Raw genomic sequence first — 21,522 nt, 5'->3', positions numbered from 1 at the left:
ATGCCCGGTTCGTCTCGGGCCGTGAGAGCATCGTGGGCGTGACCGAACAACTGCGAGCCATTGCCGCCGACAACGAGCGGATCATCGCAGCCGGCGGTTACCGGACGTCCGGTGGACACTATGTGTCGTTGACATCGAGGGTGCACGCCGCCGTTCAGGGCACCCGGATGTACGGTCCTGAACCGGTCCCGGTCATCACTCGCAGCGAGGCCACCACCGTCATCACGGTGACCGCGGAGAGCAGCCTTGCCGCGGCGCGCCGGATGCTCGACACCGATCCGGAGCCGGTCGCCGTCCTGAATTTCGCATCCGCTCGTAATCCCGGCGGCCACTACCTCATCGGCGCTCGCACTCAAGAAGAGGCCCTGTGCCGAGCGTCGGCGCTGTACACCACCCTGCTGGCCGTGCCGCAGTACTACGAGCATCACCGCAGCACACCGGACCCGTTCTACAGCGACCGCGTGATCCTGTCTCCCGCCGTGCCCGTCTTCCGCGACGACACGGGCCTCCTGCTCGACAGTCCCTACGAGGTCGGCTTCCTCACCTGCCCGGCGCCCCGGACCAACGTGATCGTGCAGGAGCAGCCGAGCGAGGCGTATCGAATTCCCGCGGTGCTGGCCGCCCGCGCCGAGCGCATTCTCGAAACAGCCGCCGGCTACCGGCGTGTGGTGCTGGGCGCCTGGGGCTGCGGCGCGTACGGCAACGACCCGGGGTTGGTGGCCGGTGTCTTCCTCGCACTGCTGGCCGACGGTGGGCGGTTCGACGGGCACTTCGACGAGATCACCTTCGCAATACTGGACCGAACCCCAGAAGCGGCCACCCTCAACGCCTTCCGGACGGCGCTACCCGGGTCATGACCGCAAAGGATCACCCGGGAGCCTCGTGGCGAGGAGTGTCGTTCAGCGGAGTTCCTCGACCAGTCCGATCATGACGCCGTCGGGGCCGCGGACGTAGCAGTACCGGTAGATGTCTTCGTATCGAGCAACCGTGCCCACGAGTTCGGCGCCGTGGCGGCGCAGGCGGTCGAGGACGTTGTCGACGTCATCGACGGCGAACGTCAGGCGCGGGATGCCCGGGGTGTTCACCGCCACGTTCGGCGCAGTGCCGGTGGTCTTCGGCGAGTGGAATGTCGAGAGTTCGACTCGGCTGTGGCCGTCCGGAGTGCGTACGACGGCGATATCGGCTCGGACGCCGTGCAGCCCGAGCAGGTCGTCGGCCCATTGGCCACCGACCGTTGCCTCGCCCTCCAATTCCAGTCCCAGTTCGACGAAGAACGCGATGGCAGCCGCGAGATCGTCGACCACAATGCCGACGTGATCCATCCGCTGGATCGTCATGATGTCCTCCTCGGATTCGCTTCGGCCCATTCTGACCGGGCTTGTTCGGTTCAGGCGTGCTGACGCTCGGCGACGTAGGCCATTCGCAGCGGATCACGGGCCAGGAATTCCTGGCTGATCGGGAGGTTCAGGATCGCGGTGATCTGGTTCGGTTCCATGGCGGTCGCTCCTTCGTCGGTGTTGTCGAGGCCGGTTCGGTTGCTCGTACCCCTGGGACGGAGCCACTCGAGCGTTCTCGACATCGACGGCGGCTGCATCGGGCCTGAGCGGTCACAAACCCCGTCGCGGCGGCAAAAAATGCCGTTCTGGTGCGATCTTTGACCGCTCAGGCCGACCCCTTGGATGCGTTGTCGGGTGGATGCAGCATCGGTTGGGGTAACGTCGCATGTCGATAGCGAAGATCGCACTTGATTGTTGGTGTGTATCAACAGGTTTGAAGCTGCGCGGGGGCCGGTGCGGCGACTTACGGGGGTCGGTTTGTTGGGAATGCGGTTATGGCCGTAGTCATCCGGGCTGCCGACACCTGCGATATCGACGCCGTCGCAGGCGTGCTTGCGACGGCATTCGACGACGATCCCTATGTCGGGTGGCTGCTTCCGGACTCGGAGCGGCGGGTGGCGCGAGCGACGCACATGTTCAAGGCCCTGACGAAATACCATCTGCTGCACGGTCGTGTCGATATTGCTGTCGACGACACCGGCACCGTGCAGGGCGCGACCCTGTGGACGCCACCCGGTCGCTGGCAGCACACCATTCGCGCGCAGATGAGCATGATGCCCGGCCTCGTGCGGGCATTCGGTCCGCGTATCCCGCGATTGGGACTGGCCGATCGTCAAAAGCAGCAGGTACACCCGAGCAAGCCGCACTGGTACCTACAGGCAATCGGAACGTCGCCGGGTGTACGTGGGCTGGGTTATGGTCGCTCGCTTCTACAGACTCGACTCACTCCTTGTGACCACGACAGCACCCCCGCCTACCTGGAAACCAGCAATCCAGAGAACCTCGCGTACTACGAGCGTTTCGGATTCACGGTCTTCGATGAGATCACGATGCGCTTCGGCGGCCCGAGAGTGTGGTTGATGTGGCGGTCCCCGCAACAGGACAGTCGTTGAGCTTCTATAGAGGCATGGACATCAAATTCCTGTTCACAGGTGTGGCCGTGACGAACTTCGAGACCGCAGTCGACTGGTACACCCGACTTTTCGGGCGCGAAGCCGATGTACTCGTGACACCGGGCATCGAGGTGATGTGGCAATTGACCGACACGGCGCTGCTCTACCTCATAGTCGACCCAGACCACGCCGGCCAGGCACTCGTGAACATCGCGGTATCAGACCTGGACACCGCAGTAGCCGAAATCGCTTCGCGTGGAATCGATCCCGGACCACTGTTCCGCGTCGGACCGGATGGCGCAGCAGGACGCAAGGCTCCTTTCACCGATCCAGACGGCAACTCGGTGTTCATCATCGAGATCGCGGGCGCCTGACGGGATTTCAGCCCACGCCGCGGGTCAGTCGGATGCCGGCCGGAGATTGTTCGTGAGTAGGCCGAGGGTGAAGTCGAAGCGGTCTTGTCCGGTGCCGGAGATCAGGTCGGCGGCGTGGCGTCGGGTTTGGGGGAATTGCTCGGCGGGCAGGGCGGTGAAGCGGTCCAGTAGCTCTTCGTGGCTGAGCACCCATTCCTGGTCCTGGTGCTGGCGCCGTTGCTGGACCAGTGACTGCTCCAGTGCATAGGCGCTGACGTAGAGGGATAGCGCGTCTCGGGCCCAGCCGGCCGTCTTCGGTTCGATGCCGCCCGCGAGCAGGATCGCCAGGATTCCTTCGCCGACCCGTAGCGTTTCCAGGTTGGTCGACACCATGGCCAGGGCGGCGCGCGAGATTCCCGGATATTTCAGGTAGAGGTCGCGGATCTGCGTGTATACCTCGAGTAGCTGTTCGCGCCAGACGGTCGAGTCCGGTTCGGGGAGAACGACTTCGGAGTAGAGCCTGCCGATCAGCAGATCGTCGATATCGTCCTTGTTGACGATATGCGCGTACAGCGACGACGGACCGGTGCCGAGCACGGCGGCGACCCGGCGGATGGTCAGCGCGTCATACCCCTCGGTGGCGACGACTTCCAGGGCGGCATCGGTGATCCGCTGGATGGTGATCGGCTTCTTGCGTGGCGCCGGTGCGGCGGCGTCCGTCGCGGATTGGGCGTGGCGAGCTGCGCGGCGTTGGCGGGGATCGGCGGGCATGGCGACAACTATAGCTTGACACGAACTTAGTTCGTTCGGTAGAACTTAGATCGTCAACAACGAACTAAGTTCGTCACGATATCCCGGAGGTGTGTGATGCGAGTTTCCGTTATCGGAGCCGGCCTGGGTGGTCTGGCTCTCGCGCAGGGTCTGCGTGGAGCCGGAATCGAGGCCGAGGTTTTCGAACGCGACCCGGGCATCGTCGCCCGGTTCCAGGGCTACCGGCTCGTGCTGAACCCGATCGGTTTCCAGGCGGTGCGCGACTGCCTGCCGACACGCTGGCACCCGCTGCTGGACGAGATCGTCATGGAAGCCTCCGCCGAGCAGCTGATCCTGGACCCGCAGCTGAACGAGATCGGCAAGCTCGGCGCGGGCCGCACCGGCATCGTCGTCGATCGGCAGATGCTGCGACACCTGCTGCTGACCGGCCTCACCGTGCACACCGATGCCGCGCTGACCGGCTACGACCTGCTGGCCGACGGCAAGGTCGAAGCCCGGTTCGCCCACCGCGACCCGGCCATCGCGGACCTGCTCGTCGGCGCGGACGGCGTCACCTCCGCGGTCCGCGGCGTGCTGTCGCCGCAGACCGTCCCGACCGACACCGGCGTCCGGTTCGTCATCGGCCGCACCCCGCTGACCGACGAGTTCGCGAGCCTGTCCAAGGCCTACGGCTCGAAGATCGCAGGCGACGGCGTCAGCCTGCTGCTCGGCGCGATGTGCTTCCGTACCCCGCCGAAGCAGGCCGCCGAACAGCTCGCCCCCGAAGTCACGCTGCCCGATATCGGCGACTACGTGCGCTGGGCGATGATCCTGCCGCCGAACGGCTCGCTGGAGGATCTGACCGCGCAGGACGCCGTGCTGTCCAGGATGGAAGGTTGGCATCCGGAGCTACGCGCGCTGATCGAGCAGGCCGATCTCGGCAACAGCGCACTGCTGTCCATCCGGGTGGTCAAGCCCGGTGCGCGCTGGGCGTCCGGCCCGGTCACACTGCTCGGCGACGCGATCCACGCCACCTCCCCGACCGGCGGCAATGGCGCTAACACCGCACTGCGCGATGCAGACCTGTTGCGCCGCTGCCTGATTCAGGCCGACGAGGGCCGCCAGGATCTGCTGGCCGCGGTCGACGACTACGAACGGCAGATGTTCGAGTACGGCGCCGAGGCCGTGCGCAGCAGCCTCGAGAAGCTGCCCGCATTCGCACCCGAAGCGAAACTGTCCTGACACCGGATTCGCGAGCGGCTCGAGGGGCGAAGCGGTACGGAATCTGTTTCGAGGAGGCCGGATGGCTACTGCCCGTTGATCTTCCGACTACCGTTCCGGGCCGCGCGGGAGGTCCTGTTCCGGTGCCTGGAACCCGCCGATCCGCTGCTCGAGCAGTTCGGCCAGCCGCAGCGGGGTGCGGTCCTCGAACATCGGCCCGATGAGTTGCACTCCCACCGGCAGGCCCTCGGGAGACCGGCCCGCTGGTATGGCGGTGGCGGGCAGGCCGGGCATGGTCGCCACACCGGCCCACACCAGCTGGTCGAAGTACGGGTACTCGACACCGTCGATGTCGATCCGGCGTTCCAGCGGATTGGGGTTGTGGTCGTGCGGGAACGCGGGAGTCGGCGTGATCGGGCACACCACGGCATCGAACTCGGCGAACAGTTGCCGCCAGCCGTGGCGGTGGAGTTCTCGACGGTTGTTCGCCTCGAGCCAGTCGCGGAGGCTGAACACCATGGCGCGCAACCGAGTTGCATCGAGACTTTGATCGTCCGCACTCAGTCCGGCAGCGCGGGTCTGCAGCTGCTCGTACGATTCGACGGGAAAACGAGCGATGGAGCTCGCGAACATCAATTGCGTGTAGAGCGTCGCGGCTTCGGTCAGATCGGGCAGCAGCGGACTGTGCCGTTCGACGCGGGCGCCGGCGTCGGCAAGCGCATCGGCCACCCGGTTCACGCCCGCCCGCACGGCGGACCCCGTGGGTATGAGCGGATGATCCTCGAGGACAAGGACATTGAAGTTGGCGAGCCGCTCGTGGCGCGCGGGCGGCAGCGCCAAATCGTAGGCGACGCCGCGTGTCAGCGGATCCGGGCCGGCCATCACATCGAGCAGCAGCGTGAGGTCGCGGGCGGTGCGCGCCATCGGGCCGACAACGGCCAGGTCGAGGTCGAGCGGCAATGCCGGTTCCGGCGGCGCGACCATACCGCGGTTCGCCACCAGCCCGAGTGTCGGCTTGTGCGCGTAGATGCCACAGAAATGCGCGGGGGTGCGCAGCGAACCGGCGATATCGGAGCCGATGGACAGTGTGCCGAATCCGGACGCCAGGGCCGCCGCCGATCCGCCGGAGGACCCGCCCGACGTGCGATCGTGATCCCACGGATTGTTGGTGGTGCCGTAGATTTCGTTGAAGCTCTGAATATCCTGTAGCCCCAGCGGCACATTGGTCTTCCCGAGCATTACCGCGCCGGCGGCCTCGAGTCGCGCCACCTGTACCGCGTCCTCGGCGGGCATATAGTTCGCGTACTGCGGCATGCCCCAGGTCGTGGGCAGCCCGGCGATGTTGTAGCACTCCTTGACCGTCACCGGAATACCGAGCAGCGGCCGCTCCTCGCCGCGGGCGAGCGCCTCGTCGGCACGGCGCGCGGCGGCCCGTGCACGATCGAAGTCCGGCACGCAGATCGCGTTGATCGCCTTGTCGTCACGCTCGATACGAGCGATCGCCTCCTCGGTCAGTTCCACCGAGGTCACCTCACCGGCCCGCAACGCGGCCGAAAGTTCTTCTACTGCAAGAAAACTCCATTCCATGAATTCGACGCTATCGAACAGCCTCGGAAGCCATAAAATGTCATTTCGCACAATCGGAAAGTCGAGCGGGCCGCCTTCACTGACGAACTCACGCGCTCGTCCTGCCGTCGAAGACGGCCCGCCCCAGGTCACGGTGTCGGCGCGGGCTGATTTCATTCGCGAAAGGCACGAAATGCTATTCAGCACAACGGGAGAGATGTCTCAATGCTCCCCCATTCGCCGATCTGTCAGCAGCGCATAATGCCCACGGATCCGTCCAAGCTGGTGTGGAACAGCTCGCAGACCAGATGGTTCAGGGTCTGATAGGCGGAACCGGTGCGCGGCCCGAGAATCCCCGACGCCGAATCCGCCGACCCCATGGGGATCCCCGAATCAACAGGCTGCATCGCACTGGCCGGTGCCGCCTGTGCTGGCCCTGCCAGCATCGCGACCGGGGTGCACAATGCTGCAGCCACGGCGAAAGCTCCGGCGGTCTTCTTCGAATTCATCAGGACCCCACAATGTCTCGAACCTGGCGCGAGTTGTCGAACCCCGGCGCGAGCCAGTATTCAACCCGCGCCTCACCTCCGACAGCCCCGACAGTCGATGCCCCCGATCTCCGGGGCTCCGGAGTGAATTCATTGCAGCCCTGGTTGTAGCCGTTTCCGCTACCGGGGTTGTGCTCTCGCATCGAGCTTGGCGATCAGGCGGTGGCCGAGGTCGAGGAAGGGTTTTTCGACCTTGTGGTAGGTCAGGGTGGCTAGGGCGATCGAGCCGAATACCCAGAGGCAGAAGGTGAGCCAGGGTGCGGCGATGCCGGCGACCGACACTGGGCACTTCGGGAGGAAGTTGATGGCGAGGGCGTGTACGAAGTAGAGCGAGTAGCTGATCCGGCCCAGGAACAGCAATGGGCGGGGGAAGGAATGGCGGCGCAGCAGTAGTGCCGCGGCGAAGAGGAGGTAGGCGGCAATCATGGTGATGCCGTACTTCTTCCAGATGACGACGGCGCCGCCCACCGGTTCCAGGTCGGGCCGTTGCAGGAGCGCGAGTCCGATGATCGCGCAGATGGCGAGTCCGAACACTCCCCAGCCGAGCTTGGCGGAGATCTCGCCCGCTGTCATCCGATACATCACCGTGCCGACGAACATCGTGGCGAAGATGGCGGCGGAGTACCCGGACGGCCCAGGTTGGTTGAGCGCCAACGGAATAGCGAGTGATGCGAGTAGGACCGCGGCGGCGGCTGAGCGTTTGGTGGCCGCCCGGCGAGCGAAGAAGACGGCGACCACTGCTGTCGCGATCACGACGGCCAGGCGGGTGGTGAGGGTCGCGCCGGAGCCGTTGATCATCGAGACCGGCAGGAACAGTGCGGCGAGAAAGATCGCACCGATCGCGAGCACGGCCAGGGGCACCGATCGGCGGTTCAGTCTGCCGATGAACAGCAGCGATACGAACATGTAGAACACCAGCTCGTAGGACAGTGTCCAGGCGACGATCACCATCTGAGAGTTCGGGCCGCTCAGAAACCAGTGCGCCATAGTGAAATTCGTGAAGATGTTCCAGGCGGGGCTGGCCATCCATCCGGGCGGCCCACCGTAAACGCCCACGGCATGCAGGATCAGCGCCGCGATCAGGCAGCCCCAGAACAGCGGGAACAGCCGGAAGAACCGTCCTGCCCAGAACGCGCCCAGCGACCGCCCGCGCTCCAGCGAGGCGGGAATGATGAAGCCGCTGACGATAAAGAAGACGATGACCCCGAACACGCCGGCCCCGAAATATTCCGTCGAAAATCGAATATAGCCTGGCCACAGCACTTCTGAACAATGGTGGATCACCACGGCCAATGCCGCCAGACCGCGCAGCGCGTCCAGAAACTCGAAGCGGCCGCCCCGGGTCCGAACTTTTCGTTCGACCGGCGCGTTCGGATCCGCAACAGCCTCATCAGATGTGGTCACGCCATACCCCCGGAAATTCGAACAAGATCACGCAAAACACAGCCAGCGATCCTGCTCGGAGTCGAACCGAAAGGTCCGCCGGATGTTGCGACGCGAGACGGTAGGTTCGACATCGAATGCTGGCGATGGCGGCTTCCAGGCGCTGCAGATCAGATGGTCCAGGTAGTCGGGTGGTTGACAATCGGGTGGAACGTGATGCCACCGACCGCCGCCGGATCGCGGTTCAATGCACCAAACCCCCACCCCGTTGCTGAGGGTGAGGGCCGCTGGGCGTCGGAGAGGTGGCTTCAGACTGTGGCTAGGGCGGGGGTGGTTCGAGTTGCTTTGTGCTGCGCGGTGAAAGTGGCTAGGACACAGAGGATTGCTACTGCGAAGCAGGCCAGGGTGTACCAGAGGTTGCCTATGGGGTCGCCGTTGGAGGTTTTGCCGTCGACTGCGTGGAAGAAGTCGGGTAGGGCTGTGGCCCAGAGCAATGCGAAGACGGCCAGGTAGGCCGCGCTGTAGTAGCGGATGAGGTTGTTTGTGTAGTGGGGGGTGTCGGCGGGGGCTTGGCGCAGGCGTTGCCATTGGCGGAACAGGACTATGGCGGCTACGACGCTCAGGATGATCAGTTCCGCGGCGTAGAGGACGCCGCCGGCTGTGGTGCTGAATGAGCCGGCGATGGTGGCGGGGAGGGGCAGGATGAAGGTGCCCAGGGAGGCCAGTAGGCCGATTACTATTGTGCGCCAGACCAATTGGAGGCCGGTGAAGCTGCGGCCTCGGTCTGAGTGGCGGCCGGCGAACCAGTAGACGCAGAAGGCCAGGGACATCGGCCACAGGGCGGCGAATACCACCACGCTCGGGAGGGGGACCGAATCGAAGAAGGGCTGGTTCAAAGAGTTCTTGGTCGACCACTCCCACCAGCGGAGCTGGGGGCCTAGGTGGTCGAAGATCTCGTAGAAGGCGTGGTGGACGAAGCCGACGCAGACTGCGCCGACGAGGGCGCCGTATTGCTTGAAAACGCCTAGCATTCGGACGATTTCGTATGCCACCGTGGCCATGAACGGGTAGATCGCCACGATGTACAGCGGCAGGCGGCCCCAGAGGAAGTCCACCGTGAACACATTGTGCGCGAACATGGTGTCGACGTGACCGCTGATGCCGAACGCCGCGGGGAAGTACAGCGGGGGTTCGATGATGAAAAGGTACGCGGTGGCGCCGAACCAGAGCACCAGGTTGGTGGGATCACCGCGGCGCAGGCGCACAATGGCGAGCACGAGCGCCAGGATCGAGCCGAGGATGACGGTGCATTCGAGCACCGGCAGGGTCCAGTTCTCCAGCCCGAACGGATTTCGGAACTCGACGAGGCCACCGGCCTGCTGACAGGAGAACCCGAGCGACTTCGCCAGCTGGTCGAAGGTGGGTGCGCAATGGTCGGACATCACTGCACCTTCGCATCCGCGGTGTACCAGCGCGAGACGTCGTATCCGGCGTCGTAGCGCTTGAACCACACATCCGCCAGGGCCGGCAGTTTCTCGTGTGCGGGATTGTGTTTCGGCAATTGGCTGCGAATGATGCCGCGCAGTGCGATGAGCTGCTCGCCGAGGGGGAGAGCGTCGAACGCGCGCAGCATCGGGCCGGTGTTCTGCGGTGTCAGGCCGGGCAGCCATCTGCGCAGGTGCTGCTTGTTCCGGTACTTGGCGAACATGGCCTCCGCGTCGACCTTCCGATCTTCCAGCGGCACATGCTTATTGAAGCCCGCACAGGCGATTTCGACGACCTTCAGCACATGCTTGAAGATCGATGGAGCCATGCGCATCCGGTAGAGATCGCTGCCGACAACGGAATCGAAGATGATGAGCGCGGAACTGCGGTGCTCGACCTCCTCGACGAAGTGCCAGATGAACAGGGAGGCGACGCGATCGTCGCCGGGCCGGAAAAGGGCTGCCTCATTGTCGAGCATCAGCTTGAACACCGAGGTGAACGTCGCCTCCAGATCGGCGGTGTAGGCCAGCCGGTAGTTCGGCGACGTATTCGCGGTGAGCCGGTCGAATTCGCCGATGACCTCATCCAGCGTTTCCTGCAGTCCCGGATGGCTTCGGATCAGCCCGCGCACATGCTGGCGGTGGGCGGTGGAGTGCTGCCCCTCCTGCCGCATGAAGGCATCGGCCTCCTCGGCGACCTCGGGATCGGTGATCACGGGCTTCAGCTGCGTGATCAGCTGCACGATCATCTTCTCGAAGCCGATGGCCAGGAATGAGACGGCATTGGCCATGCTCGAAAAGGCCGGATTCTCCTCGTTCCAGAGGAAGGGGACGTCGTAGTCCTCGAAGGCGAAATTCATCTTCCGCACAACCAGATCAGTCATCAGGTCAACATACAAACATACAGCGCAACGTACAAGTGTATGATTGCCTCGATCAGCGAGGCATACGACGAAGAGGTGACAACCCCCTGGTAGCGTCGGCGCAGTGGCAAGAAGGCGCGGGTGGGGCGGCAGTCCGCCGGAGACCGATGACGAGGCATCGCGTCGAATCGTCGCTGCCGCAGTCGAATTGATCGACCGCACCGGCTCGGAAATCAGCATTGCCGATGTCGCCGAATCCCTGGGTGTCATCCGTCAGACGGTGTACCGGTACTTCCCGAGCGCGGATGCGCTCATGCGCGCCTCGGCGATCGCTTCGGTCGACGGCTACCTGGATCGGCTGACGCAGCAGGTGAAGGGGATGGAAGACCCGGTCGAAGCCATGACCGAAGCTGTGGTCTACACCCTGACGCAGGTGCACCGGACCCCGCACCTGGGCATTCTGCTCTCGGCCACCTACTCCAGCGTCCATCCCGAGGGCATCACCTCGGAGGAGGCGCAGGCCTTCGGCATGACCATGATCCGGCGCTTCGACGTCGATTGGGAGCACTACGGCTACGACGATGAATCGCTGCACGAACTCGTCGAATACCTGCTGCGAACCATGCAGTCGTTCTTCATCGCCCCGGGCAATCCGCCGCGCAGCGATGCCGATCTCCGCCGATATCTCCGCCGCTGGATGGGCTCCGCCATCATCGCTCAGGCGCAGGCGGGACGTATTGTGGAGGCTGGGCGGCAGTAGCTACTCGAGGAGGCGGTCGTGAGCTGTCGGGCAGGGCTCGGGGGAACGGCGGCACTGCGAGTCGCCATCGAATTCTCCGCTGCGGCACCGCGATCACTCGCGGTCAGCTGGTCGCCGGATACGGTCTCGGGCGCGCACTGCAAGAAGCTCGAGTACGCGCGAATCTTCCTGGTGGCCTTGGGAACTGAGCCGCAGCGGATCTATCTCGACATAGTGGACCGGCACCCTGCGACATCGCTCCAACTGTCAGAGGCGCTGGCCGCCGGTGAGTATGCCATCGAGATCGATGCCTACGGCAGTGCGAGCTGGGGTGACGGGCGGCTCGACGCACGCGGGCGCAGCGCCTCCTTCACCGTCGTATAGAGGGCAATGCAGATTATCTGCAACAAAACTATGATGGTGGCATGACCGCATTGGCGCCCGCGCGTACCGAACCGGACCTGTCGTATCTGCTCGACCACACCAGTCATGTGCTGCGCACCCGGATGGCGGCGGCGCTCGCGGAGGTCGGACTGACGGCGCGGATGCACTGTGTGCTGGTGCACGCGCTCGAGGATGAGCGCACGCAGGCGCAGCTCGCCGAGCTGGGGGATATGGACAAGACCACCATGGTGGTGACCGTGGACGCGCTGGAGAAGGCAGGGCTGGCCGAGCGCCGGCCCTCCAGCGCGGACCGGCGCGCGCGGATTATCGCGGTCACTCCGAAGGGTGCGGAACTCGCCGGGCGCAGCGCGAAAATCGTCGACGGCGTCCATCGGGAGGCGCTCGACGCACTGCCCGTGCGGGAGCGCGAGATTCTACTGAAGGCGCTGAATCGCCTGGTGGACGGCCATCTTTCGACTGCGGCGGAGGCATCTACGGCACGCCGGGCGCGGCAATAGTCCGTTGGAGATTGTCTGTAACGGAACTATCTAGTACGGTCTCTCTTGTGGGTTCGAACAGGAGAAGACCATGACCGTGTCCAAACGTATTGCCCTCGCGGTGCTCTCGGCCGCCGCGTTGATGACGATTCTCGACGGCAGTATCGTGACCGTGGCGATGCCCGTGATCCAGCGTGATCTGGGGTTCACGCCCGCCGGATTGAGCTGGACCGTCAATGCCTATCTGATCGCGTTCGGCGGTCTACTGCTGCTGGCCGGGCGGTTCGGTGACCTGATCGGGCGCAAGAAAATGTTCGTGACCGGGAATGCGGTCTTCACGGCCGCCTCACTGCTGGCCGGTGCGGCGACAAGTCCCGGCATGCTGATCGCCGCCCGCTTTCTACAGGGTGTCGGCAGTGCGATCGCCGCCTCGGTGGTGCTCGGCATTCTGGTGACGATCTTCACCGACAATCGCGAACGGGCAAAGGCCATAGGCGTTTTCAGCTTCACCGGGGCTGCTGGAGCCTCGATCGGTCAGGTGTTGGGCGGGGTGTTGACCGATGCGCTGAACTGGCACTGGATCTTCCTGATCAATGTGCCGATCGGCGTGCTGACCGTGGTTGTGGCCGTCAAGGCGCTGCCCGCTGATCGCGGGGTGGGGTTGGCCGCGGGCGCCGATGCGCTCGGCGCGCTGCTGGTGACCGCCGGACTGATGCTGGGCATCTACACCGTGGTCAAGGTCGAGCAGTACAGCTGGTTGTCGGTGCATACGCTGGGCCTGGGCGCGGTGTCCCTGGCGCTGCTGGTCGCCTTCGTGGTGCGTCAGAAGACGGCGAAGACCCCGCTGCTTCCACTGCGGATCTTCCACTCGCGCAATGTTTCCGGTGCGAACCTGGCGCAGATGCTGACACTGTCGGCCATGTTCGCCTTCCAGATCATTGTCGCGCTGTACATGCAGAAGGTACTCGGTTACAGCGCGCTGCAGACCGGTCTGGCCATGCTGCCCGCGGCCCTGGCGATCGGCGGAGTCTCGCTGTTCATCTCCGCGCGGCTCATCACCCGATTCGGTGAGCGCACGGTGCTCATCGCGGGATTGGTGCTGCTGCTGGCTGGAATGCTCTGGCTGACAAGGCTTCCCGTGCACGCCGCCTACGTCCCGGATCTACTGCCGATGATGGTGCTGATCGCCGGTGGCGGTCTGGCATTGCCCGCGCTGACGGGATTGGGCATGTCCGGCGCGGCGGCCGACGACGCCGGACTCGCCTCCGGATTGTTCAACACCACCCAGCAGGTCGGGATGGCGATCGGAGTCGCGGTGCTGTCCACCCTCGCCGCCTCTCGCACCGGAAATCAGCTGGCCGCAGGCGCTTCCGAGGCGGCGGCACTGACCGGCGGTTACCGGCTGGCCTTCGCGGTGGCCGCCGGACTGCTGGCCACCGCGCTGGTCGTAGCCGTCACCGTGCTGCGGCGTCCTACTGCCGCAACGGATTCCGCTCCGGATCAGCTCGTCGCGGCGGCCTAGCCACCGCACCGAGTCGCCTATGCCTCGCGCACGATTCGGAGTCCCGCGCATGATTCACGAGCCGCTTCCTGTGCGGGAGATCGGCTTCATGCGCGGGACTCGGCTTCATGCGCGAGAGATCAGCTTCCTGTGCGCGGGAGATCGGCTGGTGTGGCCGATCAGCTCGAGCGGAGGGGGCGGTTGGGTAGGTGGAGGTGCAAGCCGGGGTCAGCGCCGTTCGTAGAAGCCGTCGATCCGGGCTTGTGCATTGGCTTCGGCGGTGGCGAGGACGTCGCGGGGCTTGGCGGACTCCGGGGACTTGCCGGCGACCTCCGTGATCGGGGTGGTCAGGGCGAAGAGCTGGAAGGTATAGCGGTGTGGGCCATGCCCTTTGATCGGTGCTGGACCCTGATAGCCGCGACCCATTCCGGAGCGGAGCACCCGCACACCGGGTGTTGTGGTGTCGGCGTGCAGCGCGCCCTGCGGCAGGGCGGTGAGCGCCGGGTCCAGCAGTGCGACGCAGTGCACGAAGGGCAGACCGGTCGGCGCATCGGGATCTTCGATGACCACCAGCAGCTGGGCCGCGTCACCGGGAAGTCCGGACCAGGCCAGCGCGGGGGAGAGGTCCTGGCCGCCGACCCGCTTCGACGCGTGGATCTTGTCGAGCACGCTCTCGTGCGCGAAGTCGGGACTGGTGAGCTCGAAGGTCTTGCCTCCGGCCAGATCAGGCAGATTCGATGCCAATCCGTCCTCGCCCGCGCGCCGGTTCTTGAGCAGCTTTCCGATGATGGCCAAGAGAAACTCCCTGGGATAGAGCGGTTTTCACAGTTTTCGTGCGTCTGCGGGAAAGCGCAGGGGCCGCGCGAAGCGGTAGATCTCCACGGCGGCGTCGAACTCCCGCGTGTTGTCCGCGTCCGGGCTGTTCACCCACTCCGGCGGCACCGACATGCTCGGCCAGGTGTGGCCGTGTGCGGCGAAACTGGTCCACTCGTGCATTATTCGCCCGGCTACCGTTAGTTCACAGGCGATCAGTTCGTCCGTCATGGGCGCCTCCGCTCGAAACAGAAGTACAGTCAAACTGTGCAGTTTGACTGTACTTCATACGAGGGGCGACTGCCGAATCAGCTGACGGTGAAGGAGAACGTCGGCGCCGTGCTCGCACCCTTCGTGGCGTCGTAGGCCACCACGTAGGTGCCGGGGCCCGGGGCGGGGACCACAAAATCGACGAAATCCTTGGCATTGTCGATGGTTTGGCTCCGTGCGAGCAACTCATTGATCGGCGAGCGATCATCGGCCGTGAGGGACTGGCCGTCCGGTGTTTTGACGCTGAAATATTCGGTGAAGATATTCAGCCCGCCATCCGAAATCCCGGTCCCGCCGATGATCTTGATATGCAGCGCGAGATCCATCTTGCCGTGCTCGTTCTTGGTGTAACTGGGAGATAGTGTGCCGCCGGTGATTTGGATGGTGGTCTGATCCTGAACCAGCGTGCCATTCACATCGAGGGTCTTCGGCGCAATGCTGTCCACCTTGCCGTCGGCCTGCAGCGGAATGGTGGTCTGGTTGTCCGCGGCCTGACCGTAGACCACCGAAATGGTATCGAGCAGGTGCTGGGCATCGCCCAATTTCTGCACCGAGGTGGTGATATCGCCTGCGGCCGAACCCTTTCCGGGCACGGTCGGATTATCGAAGCTCGCCCCCGCATCGACCTCCTTGCCGACCTGCAGGTACGGGTTTTCGCTCAGCGTCTTGTTGTCGGTGGTGTTGTTCTTGTAGGTGAGGTCGATCCGCACCTTGGCCCCGCCGTACTGGTCCGGCACCACGGTCGCCTTGTCCACCGTGATGTCGAAGCCGTCGTACCAGCCGGTCTTGCCGACGGTGCGAACCGTGGCCTGACCATTGGCGGCGGCGGTGGTTTCCCCGGGCTGGCCGGTGCCCATCGGCGCCGCGGCCTCCGAGGTCGGGCCCGCCTTGGTGTCCTTGTCATTGCACGCGGTAAGTAATAGTGCGGATGTGCCGATGAGCATCGCTGCCCCGATGCTGGTGCAAATACGGCGCTTTCGCCCCACCTCAACCGACGGTTTCATGATCGATCGCACGCTGCCTCCCAGGAGATTGATAATCTCAGTGCGCGTCGCCCGGAGCTTCCGGACGAATTATTCGCAATGAAATCTTCCTGGAGTGCCCCACCGTTAACCGGGTGATTGTCGTCACATGATGATCACGACTTCGGCTACACGGTGGCAACCATTGAAAAAGCAACGGGCACAAAGGATGTGGGACAGCAGAACGGTCTAGGCCATTCCCGTGGATGATCAGCGCGGTTAGCCTGTTTGCGTGGCACTATCGGCCCGCGCGGGCGCACAGGGAAAGTCCGTCTCGGCACGGGAATTGTTCGCACAGCGGTTGTCGGAACTGTTCGAGGCGGCGGGAAATCCGACGCTGGACCAGGTGGTGCGGATGACCAAGGTCCGCATGCGCCGCACGCAGGGAACGCCGACGATCCAGCGGCTCAGTGACTGGCGGTCCGGGAAGAATGTGCCTGCCAAGTTCTCCTCACTGGAACCGGTGCTGGCGACGCTGATCTATCTCACGCAGCAGAAGCGCGATCAGGTCGCCGGGGTGCAGTTGAATGTTGTTGCCTGGCACCGGCTCTGGGAAGACGCCCTGGTGGAGGCCGGCGCCGGATCGGTGGCCGCGCCGGTCCCGCAGCAGGCGATCCCGCCGCGCCTCACCCTGACCGACACCCTCCCGCGTGATGTGGACACACTGATCGGCCGCGAGGACGAACTGCAGCGCATTCTCGCGGTCGCCGGGGCCGAGCGGGTGGTGTCCATCCACACCATCGACGGTATGCCCGGAATCGGCAAGACCGCCTTGGCAACTCGGGCCGCGCACCGGCTCGCGGACCAGTTTCCGGACGGCCGCTTTTTCGTCAACCTGCATGCGCACACCCCGGGGCATGTCACCGCGAAACCCGCCGATGTCCTGGCCGGGCTGCTCACCGATCTGGGCACAGACCCCCGCAGCATTCCCGACAGCCTCGACAATCGCCGCAGCATGTGGCGAGATCGACTGGCGGGCAAGCGAATTCTGCTGGTGCTGGACGACGCCCTGGATCACGCGCAGGTGGAGCCGCTGCTGCCCAACGGTCCCGGCTGCCTGACGCTGATCACCAGCCGGCGGCGACTGGTGGCACTGGACGGTTCCCAGCCCTTCGCACTGGACACCCTGGATCCGGCGAAGGCGGGCGAACTGTTCTGCACGCTCGCGCGCCGCACACCCGGTCCGGAGGAACGCCCGGCGGTTGCCGAAATCGTCCGGCTGTGCGGATATCTGCCGCTGGCCATTGTGCTGCTCGCCAGTCGCCTGGCGCATCACGCCTCCTGGACCATTACCGGTATGGCCGCGGATGTCGCGACGGCGCAGGATCGGCTCAGCGAGCTCGAGGCCGGGGAGCGGGCCGTCTACGCGGCCTTCACCATGTCCTATCGTGATCTGCCGCCGGAGCGGCAGCGCCTGTTCCGCCGCCTGAGCCTGCATCCGGGTCCCGATATCGATACGCACGCCACCGCGGTGCTGGACAGCATTCCGGTGAGCGCCGCGCGGCGAGAGCTGGACGCGCTCTTCACCGATCACCTGCTGGACGAACCGGCGGGCGGGCGCTATCGGATGCACGATCTGCTGCGGGAGTACGCGGTCGCGCTCGTCGCGGCCGATCCGGTGGAGGACCGGCGCGAGGTCGTGGAGCGGCTGCTGGATCACTACCAGCACCTCGGCGAGGGCGCGGACCGCTATCTGGCCGGACAGCTGCGCCCGGCGGCCGATACCGGCGCACCGCACTTCTCCGATCGGGCGCAGGCGCTGGCGTGGCTGCGGGCCGAGCGGGGCAATCTGCTCGGCTGTCTGGAATACGCTGCCTCCCAGCATCAGTCGGCCCGGGTGGTCGGGCTGACCAGCGTGCTGTCCGGGCTGCTGCGGCTGGACGGGCCCTGGCCGCTGGCCATCAAACTGCATCGGCGCGCGGCCACCATTGCCGAACACAGCGGTGATCTGGTCGGCGCGGCCGATGCGCTCAGCGATCTGGGCATGGTCCGATACGCGACCGGTGACTATCCGGGGACCGCGGATCTGGTGCGGCAGGCACTGGTGAGCTATCAGGAGATCGGGGACCGGATCGGACAGGCCCGCGCGCTGAGCAGCCTGGGACGCCTGGGATATGCGACCGGTGACTATCCGGCGACGGCGGATCTGGTGCGGCAGGCGCTGGCGATCTATCAGGAGAGCGGCGATCGGCGCGGGCAGGCGTACGCCCTCATCGGGCTCGGCGTGGTGCGCTACTCGACGGGTGACTATCCGGGGACGGCGGAACTGCTGCGGCAGGCTCTGGGCATCTTCCGGGAGATCGGTGATCGCTTCGGCGAGGCCCATGCGCTCAATGAGCTGGGCGTGCTGCGGTATTCGACCGGCGACTACCCGGGCGCGGTGCAGCTGGTGGAGGAGGCGCTGGCCATCTACCGGGATATCGGCGATCGCTTCACCGAGGCGAACGCGCTCGAGGATCTGGTCTCGGTGCGCTTCGCGACCGGTGACTATCCCGATGCGGCCGAGCTGGTGCGGCAGGCGCTGGCGATCTACCGGGATGTCGGTGATCGGCTGGGGGAGGCGTACGCCCTCTGCAGCCTCGGCCGGCTGCGGCATGCCACCGGCGATCTGCCCGGCGCGGCCGAGCGCATGGAGCCCGCACTGGCCATCTTCGCCGAAATCGGCGATCGGGTCGGGCAGGCGTACACCGTCAATGACCTGAGCCTGGTGCAGTATTCGACCGGCGACTACGCGGGCGCGGCCGATCGGATGGAGCAGGGACTGGCCATCTTCACCGAGATCGGTGACCGGGTCGGGCAGGCTTACACGCTGATCGTGCTGGGGCTGGTGCGGTATGCCGGTGGTGAATACGACCGTGCGGGCGATCTCATGCGGCGGGCGCTGGTGATCTTCCGGGAGATCGGTGATCGGGTCGGTGAGGCGTATGCGCTGTGCAGTCTCGGGCGACTGGAATACGCGGCGGGTGATCTGCCCGGTGCGGTGCGGCGGGTGCAGTTGGCCTTGGACATCTTTCGCGGGATCGGTGATCGGGTCGGTGAGGCCTACGCCCTGAGCAGTCTGGGCCGATTGCGCTTCGCCACCGGTGATGCGGCGGGCACCGATGCGCTGGTGCAGGAGGCGCTGACCATCTATCAGGAGATCGGTGACCGCTTCGGACATGCCTTCGGACTGGGCGGCCTGAGCATTCTGCGGAATTCGACCGGTGACTTCGCCGCCGCGACCCAGCTCGCCGAACAGGCGGTGGAGATCTTCCGCGATATCAATGATCGTGTCAGCCAGGCGTATTCGTTCATCGGCCTGGGTTTGCTGCGCTATCAGGCGGGTGATCTCGCCGGTGCTGCGGAACTGGTGGAACAGGCGCCCGCACTGTTCCGCGAGATCGGCGACCGCCTCGGCGAGGTGTACGCCTTCATGGGGCTGGGGCTGGTCCGGTACAAGGCCGGCGACTATGCCGGGGCCGCCGATCTGGTGCAGCAATTGCTGGCCACCTTCCGGGAGATCGGCGAACGTCCCGGCCAGGCCGAACTGCTCGACAAGCTCGGCGCGCTCTGGGAATTCAGCGCGCCGCAGGATGCGGTGGTGTCGTATGTCGATGCGACCCGGCTGGTGCGCGAGATCCAGGTGCGCTGGAAGAAGCGCCGTGTCTGGCGGGATCTGCCGGTGCCCGATACCGCTAGGTAGTGGTCTCGGTCTGGCGGCGGATCTTCCAATCCCGGTGCTGCAGGCCCAATTCGGTGATCGGATCCGCGCCGTTGATCCACTCGCGGGCGATGTGGTGCCAGTTCGCGGTGGCGCGCAGCTGGCCCAGCGTGGCGCAGGTCCAGAAGTCGACGCGGCGCGAGAACAGATGTTCCGGCGGCAGGTTCTGTCGCCGCATCCCGTCGAATTCGGTGATGCGCGGGTCGATGGCGTGCAGGAAGGCGCCGGAGGCCAGTTCGGGCGTGATCGGGAGTTCCTCGTCGACCAGACACCATTCGGCCGCCGAGAGCACGTAGTTGTAGCACTCCTCGGCGGTCACGGCGGAGTGCTCGTCGATGACGCCGCGCTCGATCATGAGACGGAAGAGCTCGTCGTACTGATCCTCCGCCGCGGCGCGCAGGCAGGTGGCCTCGAAAGCTATGTGCTCCGGGGCCATTCGCTTGTACAGGCCGAAATCGAGGAAGACCACGCGGCCGTCGGCGCGCAGCAGCACATTGCCCGGATGCGGATCACCGCAGAACTCGGCGAGCTCGAACAGGGAACCCACATAGAACCGGTAGATGATCTCGCCGATGCGATCGCGTTCGGCGTCCGGGAGCTGTCGCATGGCGTCGAAATCGATGCCGGGGGAGTATTCGGTGACCAGGACGCGGCGGCTGCTCAGCTCCGGAAAGGCTTGCGGCACAGTGATGAACGGGTGGCCGGCGTACATGGTCGCCACATGGTGCTGGGTGTTCGCCTCGACGGTGTAGTCCAGCTCCTTCTCGAAATTGGTGCGCAGCTCGTCGAGTACCGCGAGGGTGAAGCCCGGCAGTGCGACCTGCTGCAGCATGACGCGCAGCAGCCCCAGGTTCCGCAGATCCGCGCGCACCGCCAGATCGATGCCGGGGTACTGGACCTTCACCGCGACCTCGGTGCCGTCGAAAAGTGTTGCGCGATAGACCTGTCCGATCGAGGCGGCGGCAATCGGCTCCGGATCGAATTCGGCGAACAATTGCCGCAGGGGTGCGCCGAGGTCCTCCTCGATGACCTCGCGCATGGCATCGAATTCGACGCTGGGCGCATGATCGAACAGCACCGCCAGGCGGCGCTGGAATTCCTCGCGCTGCCGGGGCGGCACCAGCTCCAGATCGAGCAGCGACAGCAGCTGCCCGAGTTTCATTGCCAGGCCCTTCATCTCACCGAACACGCCCACCAGCTGTTCGGCCAGGCGCAGCACCGATTCATCGGCCATCCGGGCCCGGACCTCGGCGGAACGGCCGATCATGGACAGCTTGGTGCGGCGTTTGCGCACCGCCTGCACGGCCACCACGGCGCCCAGCTTGGAACCCCGCGCCAGGCGGGAGGTCGATACCGGCTTCGATCCGGTCATTGCCGATCACCCCACTCCAGTGTGCCCAGAAAATCCCTTAGGACCCCGGCGAATTCACCGCGACGCAGACCGCGTTCGCGGACTTCCGGCAGACCCGCTTGGCCCCAGATGAGTCTGGCGGCCAGATCGTCCTCGACTACGAAAATGTCCCACGGCTCGAAGGATTCGGTGCGCGGACCTACGAAGAACGGCCAGTACCGCGCGCCGTCCGCCGCGATCTGCTCATCGGAGCGATCGTCGTCGGCGAAGAGGGCCGCGGTGACGATATGTGCCACTTCGGGCGCGGGCAGCGCCATCAATGCCGGACTGCGGCGGGCGCCATCGCACAGCAGTATGCGTTCGGCCGCGGCCGCCACATCTCTGATCGCGGTGTTCGGCTGATATCGACCGATCTTCTCACCGCCACACCACCACCGAATTCGACCGAACATCCAGTGTCCCAGCCCCGGTCCTAGTCCCGCGGAGCCGCCGGGCAGGCGATCGAGCTCGTACTCGATCGCGAAGCGGCCACGATCTCCGACCAGCATCATCGCACCCCCTGGAGATCTTTGTCGACGATCACCACCAACCCGCTCCGACCCGCCACCGCGCCACAGCTCGGCCCCAG

At 65.3% G+C, this 21,522-nt stretch carries 21 protein-coding genes; 9 read left to right on the top strand and 12 right to left on the bottom strand.

The features are described 5' to 3' along the window. Positions 1 to 38 precede the first annotated feature (38 nt). Positions 39 to 857, top strand: a complete 819-nt coding sequence (locus ABZX86_RS25970) for a TIGR02452 family protein (protein WP_355127242.1) — start codon at positions 39 to 41, stop codon at positions 855 to 857. A gap of 42 nt (positions 858 to 899) precedes the next feature. Here ABZX86_RS25970 and ABZX86_RS25965 read toward each other — a convergent pair whose 3' ends face one another. Next, positions 900 to 1,337 carry a VOC family protein gene (locus tag ABZX86_RS25965; protein ID WP_355127241.1) on the bottom strand — a complete coding sequence of 146 codons (438 nt, stop codon included), beginning with the start codon at positions 1,335 to 1,337 and terminating at the stop codon, positions 900 to 902. A 494-nt stretch (positions 1,338 to 1,831) separates the two neighbouring features. Here ABZX86_RS25965 and ABZX86_RS25960 point away from each other — a divergent pair, with 494 nt between their 5' ends. After that, positions 1,832 to 2,449: a GNAT family N-acetyltransferase gene (locus ABZX86_RS25960; RefSeq protein ID WP_355127240.1), complete on the top strand. Its 618-nt coding sequence runs from the start codon at positions 1,832 to 1,834 to the stop codon at positions 2,447 to 2,449. Positions 2,450 to 2,463: 14 nt separating this feature from the next. Continuing rightward, the gene (locus tag ABZX86_RS25955) at positions 2,464 to 2,823 is read left to right on the top strand and encodes a VOC family protein (RefSeq protein WP_355127239.1); all 360 of its coding nucleotides are present in this window, start codon (positions 2,464 to 2,466) and stop codon (positions 2,821 to 2,823) included. Positions 2,824 to 2,847: 24 nt separating this feature from the next. Here ABZX86_RS25955 and ABZX86_RS25950 read toward each other — a convergent pair whose 3' ends face one another. Further along, positions 2,848 to 3,573: a TetR/AcrR family transcriptional regulator gene (locus ABZX86_RS25950; protein WP_355127238.1), complete on the bottom strand. Its 726-nt coding sequence runs from the start codon at positions 3,571 to 3,573 to the stop codon at positions 2,848 to 2,850. A gap of 96 nt (positions 3,574 to 3,669) precedes the next feature. Here ABZX86_RS25950 and ABZX86_RS25945 point away from each other — a divergent pair, with 96 nt between their 5' ends. Further along, positions 3,670 to 4,794 (top strand): FAD-dependent monooxygenase, encoded by a 1,125-nt coding sequence (locus ABZX86_RS25945; protein ID WP_355127237.1) that lies wholly within the window; start codon positions 3,670 to 3,672, stop codon positions 4,792 to 4,794. Positions 4,795 to 4,881: 87 nt separating this feature from the next. Here the strand turns inward: ABZX86_RS25945 and ABZX86_RS25940 are convergent, their stop codons facing one another. The 5 genes from ABZX86_RS25940 to ABZX86_RS25920 form a co-directional block, all read right to left on the bottom strand. Beyond that, positions 4,882 to 6,360: an amidase gene (locus tag ABZX86_RS25940; RefSeq protein WP_355127236.1), complete on the bottom strand. Its 1,479-nt coding sequence runs from the start codon at positions 6,358 to 6,360 to the stop codon at positions 4,882 to 4,884. A 227-nt stretch (positions 6,361 to 6,587) separates the two neighbouring features. Beyond that, complete coding sequence (locus tag ABZX86_RS25935; protein WP_355127235.1) at positions 6,588 to 6,848, bottom strand: hypothetical protein; 261 nt, start codon at positions 6,846 to 6,848, stop codon at positions 6,588 to 6,590. Positions 6,849 to 7,007: 159 nt separating this feature from the next. Then, complete coding sequence (locus ABZX86_RS25930) at positions 7,008 to 8,291, bottom strand: acyltransferase (protein WP_355127234.1); 1,284 nt, start codon at positions 8,289 to 8,291, stop codon at positions 7,008 to 7,010. 287 nt (positions 8,292 to 8,578) lie between these two features. Continuing rightward, positions 8,579 to 9,712, bottom strand: coding sequence for a hypothetical protein (locus tag ABZX86_RS25925; protein ID WP_355127233.1), 1,134 nt, complete (start codon positions 9,710 to 9,712; stop codon positions 8,579 to 8,581). Then, complete coding sequence (locus ABZX86_RS25920; RefSeq protein ID WP_355127232.1) at positions 9,712 to 10,638, bottom strand: metal-dependent hydrolase; 927 nt, start codon at positions 10,636 to 10,638, stop codon at positions 9,712 to 9,714. Before ABZX86_RS25920 ends, ABZX86_RS25925 begins: the two co-directional genes overlap by 1 nt. Positions 10,639 to 10,741: 103 nt before the next feature. Here ABZX86_RS25920 and ABZX86_RS25915 point away from each other — a divergent pair, with 103 nt between their 5' ends. From ABZX86_RS25915 to ABZX86_RS25900, 4 genes are all read left to right on the top strand, one after another. Further along, complete coding sequence (locus tag ABZX86_RS25915) at positions 10,742 to 11,377, top strand: TetR/AcrR family transcriptional regulator (protein ID WP_355127231.1); 636 nt, start codon at positions 10,742 to 10,744, stop codon at positions 11,375 to 11,377. Between the two features lie 18 nt (positions 11,378 to 11,395). Next, a complete protein-coding gene (locus ABZX86_RS25910; RefSeq protein ID WP_355127230.1) occupies positions 11,396 to 11,740 on the top strand; it encodes a hypothetical protein in 345 nt (114 codons plus the stop codon). Positions 11,741 to 11,781: 41 nt separating this feature from the next. After that, complete coding sequence (locus ABZX86_RS25905) at positions 11,782 to 12,258, top strand: MarR family winged helix-turn-helix transcriptional regulator (RefSeq protein ID WP_355127229.1); 477 nt, start codon at positions 11,782 to 11,784, stop codon at positions 12,256 to 12,258. A gap of 70 nt (positions 12,259 to 12,328) precedes the next feature. After that, a complete protein-coding gene (locus ABZX86_RS25900; protein WP_355127228.1) occupies positions 12,329 to 13,759 on the top strand; it encodes an MFS transporter in 1,431 nt (476 codons plus the stop codon). Positions 13,760 to 13,966: 207 nt separating this feature from the next. Here the strand turns inward: ABZX86_RS25900 and ABZX86_RS25895 are convergent, their stop codons facing one another. From ABZX86_RS25895 to ABZX86_RS25885, 3 genes are all read right to left on the bottom strand, one after another. After that, a complete protein-coding gene (locus tag ABZX86_RS25895) occupies positions 13,967 to 14,533 on the bottom strand; it encodes a YbhB/YbcL family Raf kinase inhibitor-like protein (RefSeq protein ID WP_355127227.1) in 567 nt (188 codons plus the stop codon). A 27-nt stretch (positions 14,534 to 14,560) separates the two neighbouring features. Beyond that, a complete protein-coding gene (locus tag ABZX86_RS25890; protein ID WP_355127226.1) occupies positions 14,561 to 14,782 on the bottom strand; it encodes a hypothetical protein in 222 nt (73 codons plus the stop codon). Between the two features lie 77 nt (positions 14,783 to 14,859). Next, the gene (locus tag ABZX86_RS25885) at positions 14,860 to 15,765 is read right to left on the bottom strand and encodes a hypothetical protein (protein ID WP_355127225.1); all 906 of its coding nucleotides are present in this window, start codon (positions 15,763 to 15,765) and stop codon (positions 14,860 to 14,862) included. 310 nt (positions 15,766 to 16,075) lie between these two features. On the opposite strand from ABZX86_RS25885, the gene ABZX86_RS25880 reads away from it, so the two are divergent. Continuing rightward, the gene (locus ABZX86_RS25880) at positions 16,076 to 19,525 is read left to right on the top strand and encodes a tetratricopeptide repeat protein (RefSeq protein ID WP_355127224.1); all 3,450 of its coding nucleotides are present in this window, start codon (positions 16,076 to 16,078) and stop codon (positions 19,523 to 19,525) included. Here ABZX86_RS25880 and ABZX86_RS25875 read toward each other — a convergent pair. Both ABZX86_RS25875 and ABZX86_RS25870 read right to left on the bottom strand, forming a co-directional pair. After that, positions 19,518 to 20,915: an AarF/ABC1/UbiB kinase family protein gene (locus ABZX86_RS25875; RefSeq protein WP_355127223.1), complete on the bottom strand. Its 1,398-nt coding sequence runs from the start codon at positions 20,913 to 20,915 to the stop codon at positions 19,518 to 19,520. The two genes, ABZX86_RS25880 and ABZX86_RS25875, sit on opposite strands and share 8 nt — an antisense overlap. Beyond that, entirely contained in the window at positions 20,912 to 21,445 is a 534-nt protein-coding gene (locus tag ABZX86_RS25870; protein WP_355127222.1) for an Imm42 family immunity protein, read from the bottom strand. Before ABZX86_RS25870 ends, ABZX86_RS25875 begins: the two co-directional genes overlap by 4 nt. Positions 21,446 to 21,522: the final 77 nt, after the last annotated feature.

The sequence above is a fragment of the Nocardia sp. NPDC006630 genome (assembly GCF_040611495.1).
GTDB lineage: Bacteria > Actinomycetota > Actinomycetes > Mycobacteriales > Mycobacteriaceae > Nocardia.
Note: the sequence above shows the minus strand (reverse complement) of the source record. Positions and strands in the feature narration are given on the sequence as shown.

Coding starts and splice junctions, on each gene's coding strand:
- ABZX86_RS25965 (WP_355127241.1), bottom strand. CDS start 1,337: ATGACGATCCAGCGGATGGATCACGTCGGCATTGTGGTCGACGATCTC.
- ABZX86_RS25960 (WP_355127240.1), top strand. CDS start 1,832: ATGGCCGTAGTCATCCGGGCTGCCGACACCTGCGATATCGACGCCGTC.
- ABZX86_RS25955 (WP_355127239.1), top strand. CDS start 2,464: ATGGACATCAAATTCCTGTTCACAGGTGTGGCCGTGACGAACTTCGAG.
- ABZX86_RS25950 (WP_355127238.1), bottom strand. CDS start 3,573: ATGCCCGCCGATCCCCGCCAACGCCGCGCAGCTCGCCACGCCCAATCC.
- ABZX86_RS25945 (WP_355127237.1), top strand. CDS start 3,670: ATGCGAGTTTCCGTTATCGGAGCCGGCCTGGGTGGTCTGGCTCTCGCG.
- ABZX86_RS25940 (WP_355127236.1), bottom strand. CDS start 6,360: ATGGAATGGAGTTTTCTTGCAGTAGAAGAACTTTCGGCCGCGTTGCGG.
- ABZX86_RS25935 (WP_355127235.1), bottom strand. CDS start 6,848: ATGAATTCGAAGAAGACCGCCGGAGCTTTCGCCGTGGCTGCAGCATTG.
- ABZX86_RS25925 (WP_355127233.1), bottom strand. CDS start 9,712: ATGTCCGACCATTGCGCACCCACCTTCGACCAGCTGGCGAAGTCGCTC.
- ABZX86_RS25920 (WP_355127232.1), bottom strand. CDS start 10,638: ATGACTGATCTGGTTGTGCGGAAGATGAATTTCGCCTTCGAGGACTAC.
- ABZX86_RS25905 (WP_355127229.1), top strand. CDS start 11,782: ATGACCGCATTGGCGCCCGCGCGTACCGAACCGGACCTGTCGTATCTG.
- ABZX86_RS25900 (WP_355127228.1), top strand. CDS start 12,329: ATGACCGTGTCCAAACGTATTGCCCTCGCGGTGCTCTCGGCCGCCGCG.
- ABZX86_RS25890 (WP_355127226.1), bottom strand. CDS start 14,782: ATGACGGACGAACTGATCGCCTGTGAACTAACGGTAGCCGGGCGAATA.
- ABZX86_RS25885 (WP_355127225.1), bottom strand. CDS start 15,765: ATGCTCATCGGCACATCCGCACTATTACTTACCGCGTGCAATGACAAG.
- ABZX86_RS25875 (WP_355127223.1), bottom strand. CDS start 20,915: ATGACCGGATCGAAGCCGGTATCGACCTCCCGCCTGGCGCGGGGTTCC.
- ABZX86_RS25870 (WP_355127222.1), bottom strand. CDS start 21,445: ATGATGCTGGTCGGAGATCGTGGCCGCTTCGCGATCGAGTACGAGCTC.